The sequence below is a fragment of the Paenibacillus pasadenensis genome, assembly GCF_023715725.1.
In the GTDB taxonomy this organism is placed as follows: domain Bacteria; phylum Bacillota; class Bacilli; order Paenibacillales; family Paenibacillaceae; genus Paenibacillus_O; species Paenibacillus_O pasadenensis_A.
In genome coordinates, this window is record NZ_JAMBOT010000003.1 from 168,805 (window position 1) to 186,144 (window position 17,340).

The 17,340-nt window shown below is 57.8% G+C and carries 13 protein-coding genes; 9 read left to right on the forward strand and 4 right to left on the reverse strand.

Annotated features, from left to right (window positions below; genetic code table 11):
- Nucleotides 1–6 precede the first annotated feature (6 nt).
- Entirely contained in the window at nt 7–1,320 is a 1,314-nt protein-coding gene (locus tag M3223_RS09950) for a stalk domain-containing protein (RefSeq protein ID WP_251561149.1), read from the reverse strand.
- A 252-nt stretch (nt 1,321–1,572) separates the two neighbouring features.
- Here M3223_RS09950 and hxlA point away from each other — a divergent pair, with 252 nt between their 5' ends.
- The 5 genes from hxlA (at nt 1,573) to M3223_RS09975 (ending at nt 9,798) form a co-directional block, all read left to right on the forward strand.
- Complete coding sequence (gene hxlA, locus M3223_RS09955; RefSeq protein ID WP_251561150.1) at nt 1,573–2,208, forward strand: 3-hexulose-6-phosphate synthase; 636 nt, start codon at nt 1,573–1,575, stop codon at nt 2,206–2,208.
- A 6-nt stretch (nt 2,209–2,214) separates the two neighbouring features.
- Nucleotides 2,215–2,769: a 6-phospho-3-hexuloisomerase gene (gene hxlB, locus M3223_RS09960; RefSeq protein WP_251561151.1), complete on the forward strand. Its 555-nt coding sequence runs from the start codon at nt 2,215–2,217 to the stop codon at nt 2,767–2,769.
- Nucleotides 2,770–2,945: 176 nt separating this feature from the next.
- Nucleotides 2,946–3,365: a winged helix-turn-helix transcriptional regulator gene (locus tag M3223_RS09965; RefSeq protein WP_251561152.1), complete on the forward strand. Its 420-nt coding sequence runs from the start codon at nt 2,946–2,948 to the stop codon at nt 3,363–3,365.
- Nucleotides 3,366–3,454: 89 nt separating this feature from the next.
- On the forward strand, nt 3,455–8,575 hold the full coding sequence (locus tag M3223_RS09970; RefSeq protein ID WP_251561414.1) for a DEAD/DEAH box helicase: 5,121 nt from the start codon (nt 3,455–3,457) through the stop codon (nt 8,573–8,575).
- A gap of 431 nt (nt 8,576–9,006) precedes the next feature.
- Nucleotides 9,007–9,798, forward strand: coding sequence for a helix-turn-helix domain-containing protein (locus M3223_RS09975; RefSeq protein ID WP_251561415.1), 792 nt, complete (start codon nt 9,007–9,009; stop codon nt 9,796–9,798).
- Between the two features lie 110 nt (nt 9,799–9,908).
- Here M3223_RS09975 and M3223_RS09980 read toward each other — a convergent pair whose 3' ends face one another.
- Entirely contained in the window at nt 9,909–13,127 is a 3,219-nt protein-coding gene (locus M3223_RS09980) for a choice-of-anchor I family protein (protein WP_251561153.1), read from the reverse strand.
- Between the two features lie 199 nt (nt 13,128–13,326).
- Here M3223_RS09980 and M3223_RS09985 point away from each other — a divergent pair, with 199 nt between their 5' ends.
- On the forward strand, nt 13,327–14,097 hold the full coding sequence (locus tag M3223_RS09985; protein ID WP_251561154.1) for an ABC transporter ATP-binding protein: 771 nt from the start codon (nt 13,327–13,329) through the stop codon (nt 14,095–14,097).
- A 165-nt stretch (nt 14,098–14,262) separates the two neighbouring features.
- The gene (locus M3223_RS09990) at nt 14,263–14,718 is read left to right on the forward strand and encodes a hypothetical protein (RefSeq protein ID WP_251561155.1); all 456 of its coding nucleotides are present in this window, start codon (nt 14,263–14,265) and stop codon (nt 14,716–14,718) included.
- 139 nt (nt 14,719–14,857) lie between these two features.
- Here the strand turns inward: M3223_RS09990 and yidC are convergent, their stop codons facing one another.
- Together yidC and M3223_RS10000 are read right to left on the reverse strand one after the other, a co-directional pair.
- Nucleotides 14,858–15,724, reverse strand: coding sequence for a membrane protein insertase YidC (gene yidC, locus M3223_RS09995; protein WP_251561156.1), 867 nt, complete (start codon nt 15,722–15,724; stop codon nt 14,858–14,860).
- Nucleotides 15,676–16,011, reverse strand: a complete 336-nt coding sequence (locus M3223_RS10000; RefSeq protein ID WP_251561157.1) for a hypothetical protein — start codon at nt 16,009–16,011, stop codon at nt 15,676–15,678. The genes yidC and M3223_RS10000 overlap by 49 nt, the downstream gene beginning before the upstream one ends.
- A gap of 206 nt (nt 16,012–16,217) precedes the next feature.
- On the opposite strand from M3223_RS10000, the gene M3223_RS10005 reads away from it, so the two are divergent.
- Together M3223_RS10005 and M3223_RS10010 are read left to right on the forward strand one after the other, a co-directional pair.
- On the forward strand, nt 16,218–17,072 hold the full coding sequence (locus M3223_RS10005) for a phosphotransferase family protein (protein ID WP_251561158.1): 855 nt from the start codon (nt 16,218–16,220) through the stop codon (nt 17,070–17,072).
- A gap of 54 nt (nt 17,073–17,126) precedes the next feature.
- Complete coding sequence (locus M3223_RS10010; protein WP_251561159.1) at nt 17,127–17,315, forward strand: hypothetical protein; 189 nt, start codon at nt 17,127–17,129, stop codon at nt 17,313–17,315.
- Nucleotides 17,316–17,340: the final 25 nt, after the last annotated feature.

A 17,340-nucleotide genomic window follows, 5' to 3' on the forward strand; every position in this document is an offset into this window, starting at 1 on the left:
AGGACGTTATTTCAGCTTGACCGTATTCTCAAGCGCCGCAATCGAGTCCCCGTCGACAAGACCGGCGCCAAGCCTCCACAGAGCGATTCCCTTCAGCCCGTACCGCTTCGCAAGACCAGCCGGTCCGCGCAGCGACTCAGCTGTTTCGCTGCCCATTGAGATGCCGAGCAGCAGCTTGCTGCGGCCGACTTCTTTTAAGGCCAGCCGAATCGCCTCGTCTACACGGTTCAGCGGTTCAGGGCCCTTTTCACCTTCATAAGCATAGGCCATGATGACAATTTCGTCTGCTTGCTTCGCGAGAGCCTTGTAGTCATAACCCCCATAAGCGCCGTTAAGCGGGTGAAGCGCCAGCGTCAGGCCAAGTCCTGCCTTTTGGGAGGCGGCGCGAAGCTCCGTCACAAAGCCCGTAAACGACTTCTGCACAGCGAGCTTGTCTCCCGTAAGCCCCAGCCCTTCAAAGTCCAGAGAGATACCGTTGAATCCGCCAATAGAGGCCGTGGATACGATGCCCTCAATCGCTTCCTCGCGCAGCTTTTTGTCGCCGAGCAGCTTCGTAAGCTCGCCTTTGCCGTCAACGCCAAACACCATAAACTGCGTGTTAACGCCCGTCGCGGACGCATCCGCTACAATGCTTTCCGGCGTAGTGCTTCCGCTTGGCTGCGGCCAGTAAAAATCACGGCCTTTCAGCGTGAGCCTGCCGTCCTCTCCGATTCTTCCCCAGCCGAAAGCAACCGCATCAAAACGGTTCAGATGTTTCAATTGGGAAAACGACTCAATGGCATAATAAGCCTTCGTATAAATCCGCTCTGCTGGAGATTGAATGCTTACCGTCTTCGACGCCCCATTCCAGCTCACCTGCGCCCCGAAGGCGGTGCTGAAAAAGCTAAGCGGCACTAACACGGTTCCGCTGCTCTGGATTGGCGCCTGCCCCAGCTTCACCGGACGGCCGTCAAGCAGCGCTTGTGCGCTGCCCAAGCGAAGCTCGATGCTGCGCTTGCTCTCATCCGGGAATGATTTGACGGCGGTAATCGCCTTTGCCTTGGCATTCCAGGCGACCGCCACGTTCAGCGCCTCCGCAATGGAGCGGAAAGGCACAAGCGTCGAACCGTTGCGGATCAGCGGAGCTACCGGGAACTTCAGGGGGTAACCGTCCAGCACAATGGAGGCGGAAGATGTTTTGGAAACGGCGGTTGATTGGTCGTATGAGACCTTTTTCATAGCGGCATGGGCCGGAGCGGATCCGGCTCCTGTTAGAGCCGCGCCAAGCAGCAAAACAGCAGCGAGCGCAGCGGTCAGCGGATGTTGAGGGGCAAGCGGCATGATGAATGATCCTCCTTAACGAGAGCGAATATGTACAGGAATATTTATCTAGTTGTGAGAACGAGTCCGGCATCCATAATGTTGCATGAAATGCAGAGGAGTTAAGCGCTGCAATCCCTTGCCCCGCGCAATAGTATCCTACAGGTGACTACGGCACGTAGAAGTGCCTTCTTACAAAAATAAAGCGAAGTGGCTAAACTGGAAAGCACGCGCAACAAACGCGAATCTGCTCTTGGGAGAGTGACCGCATACATGGAACTGCAGCTGGCATTGGATTTGGTGGATATTAAAGGGGCAATTGAAGTTGTGGACAAAGTGGCGGAGTACGTGGATATTGTGGAAATCGGCACGCCGATCGTCATCAACGAGGGTCTTCATGCCGTAAAAGCGATCAAGCAGGCGTTCCCGCAGCTGCGGGTGCTGGCCGATTTGAAGGTGATGGATGCGGGCGGCTATGAGGTGATGAAAGCTTCCGAGGCTGGAGCGGATATCGTGACTATTCTTGGCGTGTCCGACGACGCCACGATTCGGGGCGGCGTTGAGGAAGCCCGCAAGCAGGGCCGCCAGGTGATGATCGACATGATCAATGTGCGCAATCTGGAAGAGCGGGCCCGCGAGGTCGACGCGCTTGGCGTGGATTACATCTGTGTGCATGCCGGTTACGACCATCAGGCTGAAGGCAAAAACTCCTTCGATCAGCTGCGCGCCATCAAGGGTGTCGTGACCAACGCCCGCACAGCCGTTGCCGGCGGCATCAAGCTGGAGACGCTGCCGGAAGTTATTGCGGCTGGTCCGGACCTTGTTATCGTTGGCGGCGGCATCGCCAGCCAGGACGATCCAAAAGCTGCGGCAGCGGCCATGCGCGAGCTGGTCGCGGCGCGGAGCTGAGCCGTCATGTCCATGACGGCTCACGCCCGGACGGCGGCGGCGGAGCTAACGCGCGCCGTCGAGGGCATTGATGCCGCAGCGGCGGAGGAGTTTGCACAGGCGGTGCTGGCGGCTGGCCGCAGCGGCGGCGTGTTTCTCGCCGGAGCGGGCCGCTCCGGGCTGATGGGACGAGCGTTTGCGATGCGGTTGGCCCATCTCGGCCTGCGCGCCTACGTCGTCGGCGAGACGGTAACTCCGGGCATCGGCGCAGGCGGCCTGCTCGTTTGCGGCTCTGGCTCCGGCGGCACGGAGAGCCTGCTGCTTATGGCGCGCAAAGCCCGCAGCAGCGGCGCGGCGGTTGCGCTCGTCACGGCGAAGCCGCAATCGCCGCTCGCTTTGGACGCCGGTTTAACCGTTGCGCTCCCGGCTTCAGCCAAGGAAGAGGGCGGCGGCGCCCAGCCGATGGGCACGCTGTTCGAGCAAGCGCTGCTGCTCTTTTTTGACGCTGTTGTGCTTCGCCTGATGGAGCTGCTGGAGCTGGACGGCAGCTCCATGTTCGGACGGCACGCCAATTTGGAATAACCGCCTGCCCCCTGATTCCGCCTTGCGCGGATTCAGGGGGCTTTTAGCGCATCGGGCTGTTAATAAGACCGCAAACTCACCGCGTTTCCCGGCTATGGCCGAGCAATCCTGAACGGAAAATAGTAAACTAAAGAAGACTGCCGTCCGAATGGAGGTGTCAAGGAGGATCGATAAGCATGGTTCAGGATGTGAAAGACCGGATCAATCTCAAGGAGATCAACTGCGAGAAGGAGCTTACGCTCGCCGTCATCGGCGGCAAATGGAAACTCATTATCTTGTGGCATCTTGGCATAGAAGGAACGAAACGGTTCAGCGAGCTTAAAAAGCTGATTCCCCATATCACCCAGAAAATGCTGACCAATCAGCTGCGCGAGCTGGAAGAAGACCGCCTTGTCACCCGCAAAATCTACCCTGAGGTGCCGCCCAAGGTAGAATATTCGTTGACTGAATACGGCGAAAGCCTCATGCCTGTGCTGCGGCTCATGTATGACTGGGGCAAAAAATACGGCGAAGAGGTCATTTGGACCGGCGAGCCGGAAGATAGCGCAGTGTTAACCCGTGAATACCCTAAGTACGCGCAAAAAGGGGGCACGTGATGAGCGGAACCAACGATATTCCACAGCCAGGCATTTCACAGCAAAACAACAGTCATGCCGCTAACGGCGGCGCAGCCCCAGACAGCGTAATGGCGGAGCGCGACCCTTCCCTGGCTCCTTTTCATCCGGTGCTGGCCGAATGGTTTCACACCGCCTTTGGTTCGCCAACCGATGCGCAGCGCCGCTGCTGGGAGGCGATCCTCAGCGGGTCCCACACGCTGCTGGCCGCTCCGACCGGCTCCGGCAAAACGCTCGCGGCTCTGCTCCCCTGCCTGGACCGGGTGCTGCGCATGAAAGAAACCTCCACAGCCGCCCAAACGTCCGTTTCAGGCGTGCGCGTCCTGTACGTAACCCCGCTTAAAGCGTTAAACAACGACATCTATGAACATGTCACCGACTTTGTGGAGGAGATCGGGCGGCTCTACCATTCGTCCCTTCCCTCCAGCGGCAATGCCGATGAACAAGACTCCGAGCCAGCAAATAAGCTTACAAAGAAACCCAAAGCAATACCCGGGATTACCTGTGCGGTGCGCACAGGCGACACCTCTGCTTCCGCACGCGCCGCCATGCTTCGCCGCCCTCCCGATGTGCTTGTCACGACACCCGAATCGCTGTTCATTATGCTGGGATCGGCAAAAAGCAGAGCGATGCTGCAATCGGCGGAGCAGATTATTGTCGACGAAATTCACGATCTTGCCGGTGACAAACGCGGCTCGCATCTGTCATTGACGATGGAACGGCTTGAGGCGTGGTGCGGACGTCCTCTGCAGCGCATCGGCCTGTCGGCGACACAGAAGCCAATGGACCGGGTCGCCCGGTTTCTCGGGGGCTGGGCTCATGGAGCCGCAGCGGCTAAGGACGCTCCTTCTACTGGCCTGACTGCGGAACAGGATTCCGGCAAGGCCGCTGCGCATGTGAAGCAGGCATCAGAATTAGACGCGGTTCAGCTTGCTAACCAGGGAGCGAGCTTACAAGCAGCGGAGCCGCTTCCTCCTCACCCTCTCGGCTATTCACCCCGTCCGGTCGTCATAATTGAAAGCGCCATGAAAAAAAGCATGCAGGTGTCCGTCACAATGCCGGATCACAGCCGTCTGCACCGCAGCCGGGAATCCGTCTGGTTCCCGATTATGGATCGGCTGCTCCAGCTGATGGAGGATTGCCGGTCGGTGCTTGTTTTTGTGAACAGCCGGCGCTTGGCGGAACGGTTGTGCTTGCGGCTGAACGATTACACCGGTTATGAGATGTGCCGCTCCCATCATGGCAGCATGGACCGCGGCAGGCGTCTTGAGGTGGAGCGGCTATTAAAAGAAGGACAGCTGCGCTGCATCGTCGCCACTTCCTCGCTGGAGCTTGGCATTGACGTCGGACATGTCGATCTTGTCATTCAGCTTGATTCGCCGCTGTCGGCGGCGGCCGGAATTCAGCGGATCGGCCGGGCGGGACACTCCGTTGGCGACGTGAGCAGAGGCGTTATTTTGGCGCGCCAGCGCGGGTCTCTGCCGGAAATTGCCGTGCTCAGCCGCATGATCGCGCAGAGGGATATTGAGCCGATCGAGGTTCCGCGCGATGCGCTGGATGTGCTGTCCCAGCAAACGGTGGCGATGGCGGCGGACGGGGATTGGACGCTGGAGGAGCTTTATCAGCTCATTGCCGGGAGCGACAGCTACCGGGCTTTTCCCCGGCCCCGCCTGGAATCGATGCTGGCTGTGCTGGCCGGATTTTACCCTTTTGCCCGTCCTCTGCTGGAATGGGACCGCGAGGCGAATCGAATCGGCGCCCGTTCCAACAGCCGTATGGCCGCTATTACGGGCGCCGGAACGATCCCGCAAAGCAGCGCTTATCCCGTCCATCATATCGACAGCCGTTCCCATATCGGGGAGCTGGACGAGGAGTTTGTGCATGAAAGCAGAGTCGGCGATGTGTTTCAGCTCGGCACCAATTCGTGGATGATCCAGCAGATCAACCGCGACCGGATTTATGTGACGGAAGCAAGCAACAGCCTGAGTGAGATCCCGTTTTGGAAAAATGAATCCGGCTCCCGGTCTTATCTGCTCGGGGAGCGTGTCGCCGCGCTTTGGACCGATCTGATGGACAGGCTGCAAAAGGCCGAACCGGGACCAGATGGCCAAGCTATTTTGAACGGCGGAGCGGCAGACCTCGCTTCAAGCTTGGATTCCGGCGAGGGCGGTACCTACGCACACCTTCAGCTGGATAATAGAACGGAGCTCGGGGATGATTCCAAGCTTCTAACCGGCACTGAGGCGGATGGAGCCGATGCGTTAAGCGTAGACGGAGACATGCCGTTCAGTGCGGCTCAGGAGGAGGTTATCCTGCAGCTGCGGGAAGAGTTCAGTCTGGACGACCGGGCGGCTCGCTCGATGACTTCGCTTGCCAAGGCGCAAATGGCGACGGGCGTCATCCCGACCGCTTCCCGTTTGGCTGTGGAGATTTATAAGGATATTTCGGGACAAACGCATATCGTCATCCATAACGCTTGGGGCCGGCGCGTCAACCGGACATGGCAGCTTGCGATTGAGCGGCGGTTCGAGGCTGGCCTGCCTTACCGTTTGTACGGCAACGCCAAGGACAATGGAATCGAATTTGTGCTGCCGGATTGGGACCCTTCCTGGCTGCAGGCCGTGCAGGGCGTTACCTCGGACACGCTGCCCTCGCTGCTTATGGAGGCGCTCCCCGGCTCGCCGCTGCTAGCCGTCGCGTTCCGCCGCATTGCGGAAACTTCGCTCCTGCTTACGCGCAGCTTCACCCGTATGCCCATGTGGCAGATGCGGCTTCGCGGCGAAGAGCTGTTAAGGGCCGCGCTCCCCTATGCGGACCGTTTCCCCTATTTAGAAGAGGCGATGCGGGAATGCTTAAATGTTTATTTGGACATGCCCCGCCTAGCGGGCTTGCTGGACCGGATGAAGGCTGGAGAAATCTCGCTTTCCCTCCATTACCGGGACCGCCCTTCCCCGCTCGCTTCACAGTTCGCGGCCGATTATGTGAACATGCGCATCTACGAGGGAGAAGGCCTGGATCGGGCCGTTCAAGCCCAGCTGCTGCAAATGAGCCGGGAGCTGGCAGGCGAGCTGTTCGGACAAGAGGCTCTCGCGGGAGCGATCGATCCGGGGATTTTGGCCTCTGAACGCAAACGGCTGGAAGATGCGGACGGGCTGAGCCTGCGCAACGCGGACGAGCTGTACCGGCTGCTAAAGCAGCGTGGCGACAGCACGGAGCAGGAGCTGCTGCGGCTTGTTGCACTTCATTTGAAAAAAATTGCGGCGGACGCTGGCGAGGATGGGGAAATGGAGGAACCCCCCGCTTCGACGACTTTGCTGCTTCACGTTGAGCGGAATACGGATGGCACTGACTTCGGTGCAGCCGAAGCCCGGAGCATGGATGATTTGGCTGTTGCCGGACAGGCAGCCGCTTGGCTGAAGGAATTGCTTGAGCGGCGCAAAATCTCCCTTTACGAGCCGGGTCAAGGTTTGCCGTCTCGTTTTATTTGCTGCGATGAAGCGGAAACCTATAAACGCTTCCCGGCAGACCCCGATGCCGAGACCTATGTCGCCGAACGTTACATGTCCACTCGGATCGCCTTCACTCCCGAGGAGCTGGCCGAGCGTTATCCCGTCCTCCGGCTGGCAGAGGCGGAGCGGCTGACCGCCCGGCTGCTGGAGGCCGACCGGATTCAGCGGGCGCCGTTCGCTGAGCCCGGCGAGCGGCTCTACTCTTCCAGCCTGACCGCTGCGCGGATCGTCCGGCTATCGGTGCAGGCGGCGCGCGGACGGAGCGAAGCGGTGGATGCCGTCCGCTGGTGCAGCCTGATCGCCGGACGTCAGCATGCGCTGCAGGGTACGCAGCTGCGCGGCGAGCATGGCTTGCTGCAGGTGCTGGAACAGCTGCAGGGCTTCTTTTTCCCGCTGTCGCACTGGGAGTCGTTCATTCTCCCCTCAAGGCTCGCCGCCTATCGTCCCGAAGAGCTGGATCTGCTCTGCGCCTCCGGCGAGGTGTTATGGCTGGGCCGCCGCGACGACGGCGGAAAGGAAGGCAAGATTGCCTTTTTCCTGCCGGATGCCAAGGACTTGTACGAGCCCTGTCTCCCGCAAGAGGAGTCCTCCTCTCATCCCGAGCTGCTGCAGCTGCTCAAACATGGCGGCGCGATGTTTCTGACCCGGATGGCGCGCGAGCTGGGACGCCAGCCTTCGGAGGTGCAGGCGCAGCTGATCGAGCTCGTGTGGGAAGGCCATGTATCCAATGACCAGTTCGCTCCGCTCCGCAGCTCCGGCACCAGCAAGAGCTCCAAGCCGAAAAGCGGCCGCGCGGCTGCCTGGAGCGGCTCCGGTCTTGGACGCTGGTTCTGGACCGGCTCGCTGATGCACAATGAGCCCCCACCTCCCCGCAGCTCTCTCGGCAAACAGCAGGACTCGCTACGTCTGACAGACGAGATGCGGGCGGACTCGCGTCTGACTAACGAGATGCGGGCGGACTCGCTTCGTTTGTCGCATGAGATGCAGGCGGACTCGGAAAGCTCTCCGGCTGTCCGCTGGATTAACCGCCTGCTGGATACGTACGGCATCGTATCACGCGATCTCGCAGCCTCCGCCTCTCCCTATTCCTGGGATGAGCTGCTGCCGCTGCTCAAAAGGCTGGAGGAATGGGGCGTGCTCGTCCGGGGGCATTTAATCGAAGGCATGCCCGCTATGCAATTCACGACGCGTGAGATTGCGGAGGCTATCCGCAGTCCGCTGCTGGAGAGCGAAAACAGCGGACTTACCGTGCTGAGCGCGGCCGATCCCGCCAACCCGTTCGGTTTGATCGCGGACTGGCCCGGCAGCGAAACGGGCGGTTTCTCCCGCAAGCCGGGCAACTACCTCGTGCTGGAAAACGGACGCTGGCTGTACTGGATTGAAAATAACGGGCGGCGAATCAGCCGACTTGAGCAGCTCGGCACTGATACGCCTAAGCGACGAGGGCAGCCCCCCAAATCCGGCGCAGCTGCGCCTTCATCCGGCCTTAAAGAGACGTCGTCGGCTGTGCGGCAGATGTTGGCCGCCGTGGCAGCCAGGCAGGGTCTCGCCAAAGTGACCGTGGAGCAGTGGAACGGCAAACCCGTAGACGAGTCTGAAGGCGCTGAACTGCTCAAGGAGCTAGGAGCTGAGCGGGACCGCCACCGTTTTGTCCTTTGGAAGAGTCAGCTTACGCGCATTTAGTGAGCTAATGCACAGCGGCGGGCTGGAGCCGTTGGCTCCCCGCTTCACCTCCGCCAAGCTCTAACGCAACTCACACGCGTTATTTGGCCTTGGCGGACCGATTTTCTGAGCTAACGCAACTGTGAAGCGTTATATTGCGGTTTACGGGCCGATTAGGCGCGTTTCGGCTGCAATAAGGCGTCTCAGTTGCGTTACGTTTTAAAACGGGGGGAATTCCAGCGAATAAGGCTCTACAGTTGCGTTAGAATTTTCGGGGCAGTTGCCCAATAATTTTAGGTAAACTTCCCAAATTCGGAAATGAAGTCTTTTCAACCGGTCGATGTCTTGATATAATAAGAACAAACGTTCCTATTATGATGCTTAACCCGACTCTGCGCCTAATGTCGCGCAATCGGATGGAGCAGGAGGAGGATCAGGTGCAGCAGACCGAAATGGACCAAGTGATCGGTTATATTCACCGACACCTGTTTGACCCGATGCCGCTGGAGCGGCTGGCCAGCCATATTTCGTACAGCCCGTCCCATTTTACCCGCCTGTTCAAAGAAAAGACCGGTTTATCGCCGCTCTATTACATATCCTCGCTGCGTCTCAGCCGGGCGAAACATCTGCTGCTGACGACGGATTACAGCATTCGAGACATAAGCCTTGAGATAGGCCAGCAGAGCTTGGGCACCTTCACGACCCGCTTCACCAAACGAGTTGGCGTCACGCCTTCGGAATTCCGGCAATCCCGTTCCGAGGCGAGCCGCCATGCCAGAGAATTGCAAAATCTCCCGACATGGGACGATCCTGCCGTCACTTTGCTCAGCGAGCCGCATCTGCCTGCCTGGGCGCAGCTGCACGGACAGGTTGAGCCTGTCGTGCCTTTCGACGGTTTTGTGCTCATCGGTTTGTTCGCCAAGCCTATTCCGGAAGGGCTGCCCCCTTACGGAACCCTCCTTCCCAAACCAGGCCCGTTTTGCTTCAGCGGAGTTAAACCCGGCACCTATTACTTAATGGCAACGACGTTGAACTGGGGCATGGACGCCGTAGATATGCTGCTGCCTCAAGCAACGCTGCGAACCCGCACCCGCTCTCCAATTACAGTCAAACCGGGAGAACCGGTGCCCTACTTACATACTTTGCTGCATGAGCCAAGTCCCGATGACCCGCCCATTCTCATTTCTTTGCCGGTGCTGATGAATCAGTTTTTAATGCGGCAAAAAGCCGGCGTCTCCATATGAATGAGCAGTCGGTTCTGCACCATGGGCATGAAAAAGAGCTTACAGATGAGGACATTCCTCTCTGCAAGCTCTTCGTTTAAATTCTAGAATGTAACAACTGCCTCTACCTATTAACGAAGGAAGTTCTGGATAAACGCCGCCAGCATCGCTGCGGCCTCACCGCGCGAAGCTGCAGCGTTCGGCGCGAACGCAGCGGAGCCGTCTTCAGCCGGACGGCCGGAAATGATGCCGGCAGATGCCAGAGCGGCAACGGCATCACGCGCATAAGCGGAAATTTGCGCCGCGTCCGAGAAGAGAACGTCCTTCGCTTCCGTTGCGAGCTTCCAGCCGGAAGCGTCTGCGAAGCGGAGCAGCATAGCCGCCAGTTGCTCGCGGGTTACGGCTTCCTTAGGCGAGAACTTGCCGCTGCCCGTTCCGCCGGTAATACCTTCGGCAGCAGCCCAGCTAACTGCGGCAGCATAGTAAGAAGAGGCCGGAACATCTTTAAAGCTGCCCGAAGCTCCTGCTGCCGCATCTGCTACAGCCTCCGGCCCGGCAATTCGGCTCAGCATAACGGCCAGATCCGCGCGAGTGAGCTGCCGCTGCGGTGAGAAGCCGTCCGCAGACGTTCCTTTGACGATATCGCGAGCGGCGAGGAAAACAGCAGCCTGCTCCATAAACTTCCCTGCCGTGTCCTTAAAGGAGGCCGGATCATGTGCGATCCGGTATGTTCCAGACTCGGCTCCCTCTACAACAAAGGTACCCTCTTTAAACTGGCTGAGAACAAGCGGGCTTCCGTTTGCGCCCAGCACAACCAACGCTTCAGGGCGAGCCTTTTCTGCGCCGGCCGGGGAATACGACAGGCTAAGGCGCACTTTTCCGCCTGCTTCAAGGGGCAGCAGAGCTTCTCCAGCTGCAAGACGAATCGAGAAGCTGGTGCCGTTAGCACCGCCAGCGCGTTCTACTTTCAGGGATAACGGCTTGCCTGCCGCAGCTTTTACGGCTTGAAGGAAGGCTTCACCCGTCCACTCCGCCGTGAGAACTCCAGCATTCAACCGTACAGCATCCAATCCAGACTCTGCCAGCTTGGCAGCGGCGTCGGCTGCAATGTGAATTTCCGAGGCTGCTGCGCCTGCGGGCACGTTCAGCTGCAGCTCCAGGACGCGGCGTTCTGCAGCGGCCGCTTTTAAGGCATCGGCCGCTTTAGTTGCCTGCTCCAGCGTCAGCTCGGCGGTCGGCACTTTGTCACCGGACTTGGCTTCCAGCTTCCATACGCCGGAAGCTGTTCCTTCCGATACGTCCACTTGAAACGGCTGTTGGGACGGCGTTGGAGTTGGCGACACGCTTGGCGCCGGAGTCGGCGTAAACGACGGCGGCGCACTTGGGACGGATGCTTCGACCACGGTCACGTTCAGCTTGTCCAGGCCATAACCGTCGGAGCTGACAGCGGTAATGACCGCGCTGCCCGCTTTATGCGGCGTAACAAGTCCGGCGGCGTTCACGGAGACTACTTCCGGATTGCTGGACGAGTACGTGACCGATACGACCGTACCGGAGCCTGGAGTTACGGCTGCATTCAGCTGCACCGCAGCTCCATTGGCAGCGATACGCAGCTCCTCGCGGTCCAGCTCAACACGAGTTGTGTCCAGCTGCATGAGGCCGACCGTACCGCTGACCTCGTAAGCAACCAGCAGCAGCGGCTGACCCGTCGGGCTGTCCTCGGCGGAAATGAATTCAAGCCCTTCCGGTGCCGAATCCGTCTCCATCGCGTTCTCGCCGCCAACAGCGGTGAAGTCGCGTGTATTCGTGTAATTGACAAACTCCGCTCCTTCTGGCGATGTGACGTCATAGGTCATGACGCCGCCTATCCGTTCCAGTCCAGTAAAGGCAAGGGTCCGCTCGCCTACCCGGCCGATTTTAATATCTTCCGGCTCCGGTCCTTTTTTGGTGCTTCGGGAATCAAATTTATTATTGCTGTTGGAGGCATTGAAGTGATCCGGCAAACGCTCCGCTGTAATGGCCTCGAACGCGTTGCCGCTGTCGTACACCTGCTTCATCGTCTCGGCATCCCAAATGGAGAACGAACGGGCTCCGTACAAATAAATGCCGCCGCTTCCCCAGTCACTCATTGCTTCTACATCGTCATAAGCGGTGGTTCCGCCAAAAAACGCCGCCGCGGCAGATGCAGGATCCAGCGAGCCTTTCAAGCTCTTTACCTTGGAGACATTTGTCATGTCCGGCCATTCCGTAGCGTCTCCCTCGTTGCCCGTCACCAGATAGGTCCTGCCTCCGGACTGGAACGATGCAACGCCGTCCGGCATGTACACACCGTAAGCATCGGCTGTAACCGGAACGTATTTTTTGTCCTTGGCGTTCAGATCGAGCGCGTTTTTCGGCAGGCTGAGATCCTTAAGACCGAGCCCTTGTACAGAGCTAAAACGGCCCTCTTCGATATCGAGAACTGCGATAGAGTTATTTTCCTGAAGCGTCACGTAAGCCGTTTTTGCATCTGAGGAAAGGGTAATGTACTCCGGCTCCAAATCCGTCAGCGCTTTGCTTTTATCGCCTTTACCGGTAATCTGCCCTTCCGCGTCCGCTGCGCCGCGAATATGCACGCTTTCGCCGATAACTGAAGAATCGTCGAATTTCACATGACGCGAGGTGCCTGCGCTGCGGTCGACAATGGTTACGCTGCCTTCCGGATCTGATCCTGCAGCTCCATCACGCGGTTCACCTTCGTTGGCCGTCAGCACGTAACGTCCATCCGGCGTAGACTTGATCATATCCGGCTGAATTCCCGCCACGTAGACTTGAACCAGATTACCTTCATAGTCGAGCTCCAGAATCCGTCCGGCGTCGCCTGCGCCCTCCGCTTGAACCGCAACGAAAACGCGTTTAGCTTCCGTATTCACATCTACGCTGGTCAGGTCGCCGAATTTGAAGCCGTTCTCTTGCTCGGCGAGCGCTTTAATATCAACTCGAGCATGCAGCTCCATTGCCCCTTGCTGCAGCTCTACAATATCCAGGCTCGGAGGATTGGCTGAACCGTTAACCAGATAGAAACGGCCGTTGTCCCGGTTGTATTTAACGATCTCGGCAACACCGCCGTCTTCATTGGACATTCCGACGCGGTATTCCCCGATTTTGGTCATGCCAAATGAATTGGCGTATACCTGCTCCGCAACGGTGGACTGAATGCCAGCTTCGCTATTACCGCCGTTTTGAACGGCTGATACGTCCTGGCTTGTCCCTTCCGCGAGTGCGGCTGCCGGCAGCGCCGTCATCATAGCTGTGCTGAGACTAAGGCTTAAGCTAAGCGATTTGCTCCATTTTGTTGCCTTCCGATTCATGTGAGATCCCCCTTGAGCTGCGTCTGCAAACGGATCGTCGCGCAGCGGACAAAAAAAGGAACCCGCCATGCGTGACTGGTAGCAAGCTTATCAAGGGGATGTAAAGACGGAATTAGCGTGATATGAAGATATTGTAGACGTGGCGTTTTCTGCGCGATCTTGTACAATGAGGAAAAGATAGGATGCGGAGGAAACCGGAATGATCGACCTGCGGCATGTAACCTGGAAAAGAGAAAGGCTGACTTTACTTGACGACGTCAACTGGCGGGTGCAGTCCGGAGAGCATTGGGCACTGCTCGGCTTGAACGGGTCCGGCAAAACAACGCTGCTTAACATGATTTGCGGATATATCTGGCCGACAAGCGGCGAAGTAAACGTCCTGGGGCACAGATACGGCGAGGTTGATCTGCGGGAGCTGCGCAAGTCGATCGGCTGGGTCAGCAACTCGCTGCAGGACAAGCTCTATCGGACAGACCGCGCCCAGCTTGTTGTCATTAGCGGCAAACACGCCACAATCGGGTTATATGACGGCGTATCCGATGAGGATGAACAGCGCGCAAAAGAGCTGATGGACTCTCTTGGCTGCGCCCATCTATGGGATCGCGAGTTCGGCACATGCTCGCAAGGCGAAAAGCAGAAGCTGTTAATCGCCCGGGCTCTGATGGCCTCTCCGCGCATTCTCATTTTGGACGAGCCCTGCAACGGACTTGATTTGTTTTCCAGGGAACGGCTGCTCTCAAGCATCAGCGAGCTCGCCGGCAGACCGGATGCGCCCACATTGATCTACGTTACCCATCATACGGAGGAGATCGTGCCTGAATTCGGCCATGCCCTGCTGCTACGGAGAGGCAAAACGTTCAGCAGCGGCCTCGTATCCAAGGTGTTAACTCAAGAAACGCTGAGCCAGTTTTTTGAAGCGCAGGTCGCGGTAGAACGCCATGACGGGCGGGTGTATGTCCGGGCGCTATAGCACGATCTCCCCCGGCTCTTGCTGCCTTATCGCATGCCGTTTTGTCACAGCTTTGCCTTATCCCGCGCCCGGGGGTTAATTGTCACAGGATATCCTTTGCTTCGTTTTCTGCGCGGCGGATACAATAGATTCTATACCTACTCGCTAATAAGGAGCTGGAGCCTGTTGAAAATGATCCGTAGAGGCCGCGCCGCCTCCCGTTGGATACACTTAACCCCGCTGATTTTGCTGCTGTCCGCCCTATTCGTAGCCGGATGCAACTTCACCTCTCCCGTGACGGAAGGATGGAAGTCAATTTCAGCCACGGAAGGGCTGGATAACATCCCCGGCAAAGAGAAATGGAAAAAAGTCACTTACCGGGTTACGCTGCAAAATGTAAGCGGCGAAACGCAGGAGGTAGAGTGGGTCGAGCCAGTATTGAAAAGCAATTTGCTGCTCAATGACCCTGACCGCTCCCTGCGGACGGAGCTTGTACAGACGGTGGAGAACAACGGCCGCCTCGTCATTGAAAATGTCATCGAATTCGACGCTAAAAACGTCAATCTCGGCAGCTCGCAAAACGTGGAATTTATGCTCGTGAAGCTTAAAGGACGGGACGAGCCGATTGAGGTTAACGTGTAATCGAGCTCTCCACATGGTCTAAGCAACATTGCCAGACATTTGCAGAACAGAAAAGGCATCTCCTCCGCCATTCGCGGCTGGAAATGCCTTTTTGGTTTAACCCCATTACATGAACCGTAGGCTTGATCATAAAATCCGGTTAACGAGTACCTTTAGCTCCTGCTTGCCCGGCGGCAGCGCTCGGCTTACCGGAAAGCACCAGCTCCGGCTGAGCTGCCGGTTCCTCGGCCAAATGGCGGTACAACCGCTGGCCAAGCAGCGTTTGCGCAATGAGAATCAAGCCGCCGACCGTCCAATACAGCGGAAGCGCCGCCGGAGCGGTGAAGGAAAACACACCCATCATAACTGGCGACAGATAGACCATCCAGCTCATTTGGCGCTGCATATCGTTCATCTCAACGCCGCGCTGGGACAGCTTCGCCTGCACATAATACACACCCGCCGCCAGAAAGGGCAGCACCAGATCGGGCTGGCCAAGCTGGAACCAGAGAAATGAATGGCTCGACAGCTCGGGACTCATCCGAATGGCGTAATACAAGCCGGTCAAAATCGGCAGCTGCACGAGCATCGGCAGGCAGCCGATTGCCAGCGGATTGTACCCGTGCTTTTTGTAGAGCTCCATCGTCTCCTGCTGCTGCTTTTGCAGAGCTTCCGTCCCTTTGCCGTTATGCCGGGCCTTCAGCGCCTCCAGCTCAGGCTGCATCCGCTTCATCTTGCCCTTCATAATTTGCTGGCTTCTGTATTGCCGCAGCATCAGCGGCATAAGCACGAGCCGGACAAGCAGCGTAACTCCGATCAGCGCCAGCCCGTAGTTGTCCTGCAGCCCGTTCGCCAGTGTGCGAAGCAGCCATGCGAGCGGAAAAACAACATAATGATTGAACATCCCCGGAGTGTCGGAGTCGATGGTTCCGTGAGCGCCGCAGCCGGCTAACAGCAGCAGTGAAGCGGCTGCAACGGCTAGCTTTCCGGCTTTGCCGAACCGCGGAATTGGAAATAATGGTTGCATGAGTATCCTCCCTTGTCATTGGCCAAACGGCAATCGACAAGGGCTGTACAGGCGGACGTATCATCGTCAGGAGACTCTTTGCGCTTCATCAGGCGCACAAGCTGTTGGCCGATAGGACGAATGTCCAAGGCCGGCTGAATTTCCGAAGGTGCCCCGATTTCGGCGGCGCGCGGAAGCGCATAGGCGTTCCGTCCGTCAGAATGAAGCCAGACGAGGCAATAATACGCTGCGGAGCAGACAAGACCGATAGACCAGATCCAGGATAAAAACTCATGTACGTCAACCATTTTTTCACCTCCCGCATAGTTATGAATAGAGCGTACCATACGGCAAAGCCGCACGCCAGCTTTCAATGCATGGCAACTAAAGCAGTTATTCCAAGGTATGGTCCAGCTGCTGTCAAAAAGGAATTAACATCCGCTTGCAGAACTGCTATAACCAAGCCTGCTGGCCGTTAGGCATGATCAACCTTACCAGAAATGAGGACCGACGTATGACCGAGCCAATGCCGGGTGGTCTCTTCGCTCAAGGCCGTACCGCAAAACTGTATACCTATGGCGCGGATCGAGTCCTGAAGGTGTTCCGAAAACAATTCCCGCACTCGTTCGCTGAGCAGGAATTTCGGGCATCACGTTTTGCTTGGGCTGCAGGACTGCCGGTTCCCAAAGCGGTAGAGCTTATGGAGTGGGACGGAAAGCCCGCGATCTCTTATGAGCGGATTCCCGGCGGCTCCTTGCTGCGGCGATTGATGGCGCGCCCTTGGCAAGCGGGCAGGCTCGGATCCCGGATGGCAGAGCTCCAAACCGCCGTAAACCGGATAGAAGCCGGGCCCGGTTCAGCTCTGCCTTCCCTGCGCGAAGGGCTGAAAGCTCGAATTCAAACCGCGCCGCTGCTTAGCGAGGCTGAAAAACAAGCCGTATTGCATCGTTTGGAACAGCTCCCTGACGGCGGACAGTTATGCCACGGCGATTTTCACCCAGGCAATGTTCTGATAAAGGCGGACGGCGAGGTCATCATCGACTGGATGACAGCGTCAGCGGGCCACCCGGCCGCTGATGCGGCGCGCACTTTGCTCGTGCTGCGAACAGCGGTTGTGCCGGATGATTATTCGCGGCTTGCTGCGCTTTTGATTGGCGCGATCCGCTCCGTTCTGCTGCGCCGTTACACCCAAACTTATTTTCGGCTGAGCGGCCTGACGGCGGAGGATCTGGAGCCATGGCTGCTGCCGCTGGCAGCGGCTCGGCTGCATGAAGATCCGTCTCCGGAGGAAAAGCTGGCGCTGGTAAAGCTTGTACAGCGCTTGATTGACGAATCGCACCCGATAGAAGCGTCATTGATTAGGCTTTGAAGGAAACGGTTACACTAGATTTTATCTGAATTTGCCTGGAGGAAGGATACAACGATGTCCACCTGGATTTTGCGCTATACAAGCGACGAAAAGGAACAGCAGGAGCTTGTATTTCAGCGCCAGTCGGAGCTTAATGACTATTTGCGGTCCATGACTGTGAGCGACATTCTCCGTATACGGGTATATGACGCCGATATGCGCAATATGTGCGGCAGAACTTATATATACACGTATCTGCATTAGAGAGCTGTTGAACAACCCTCCGCTG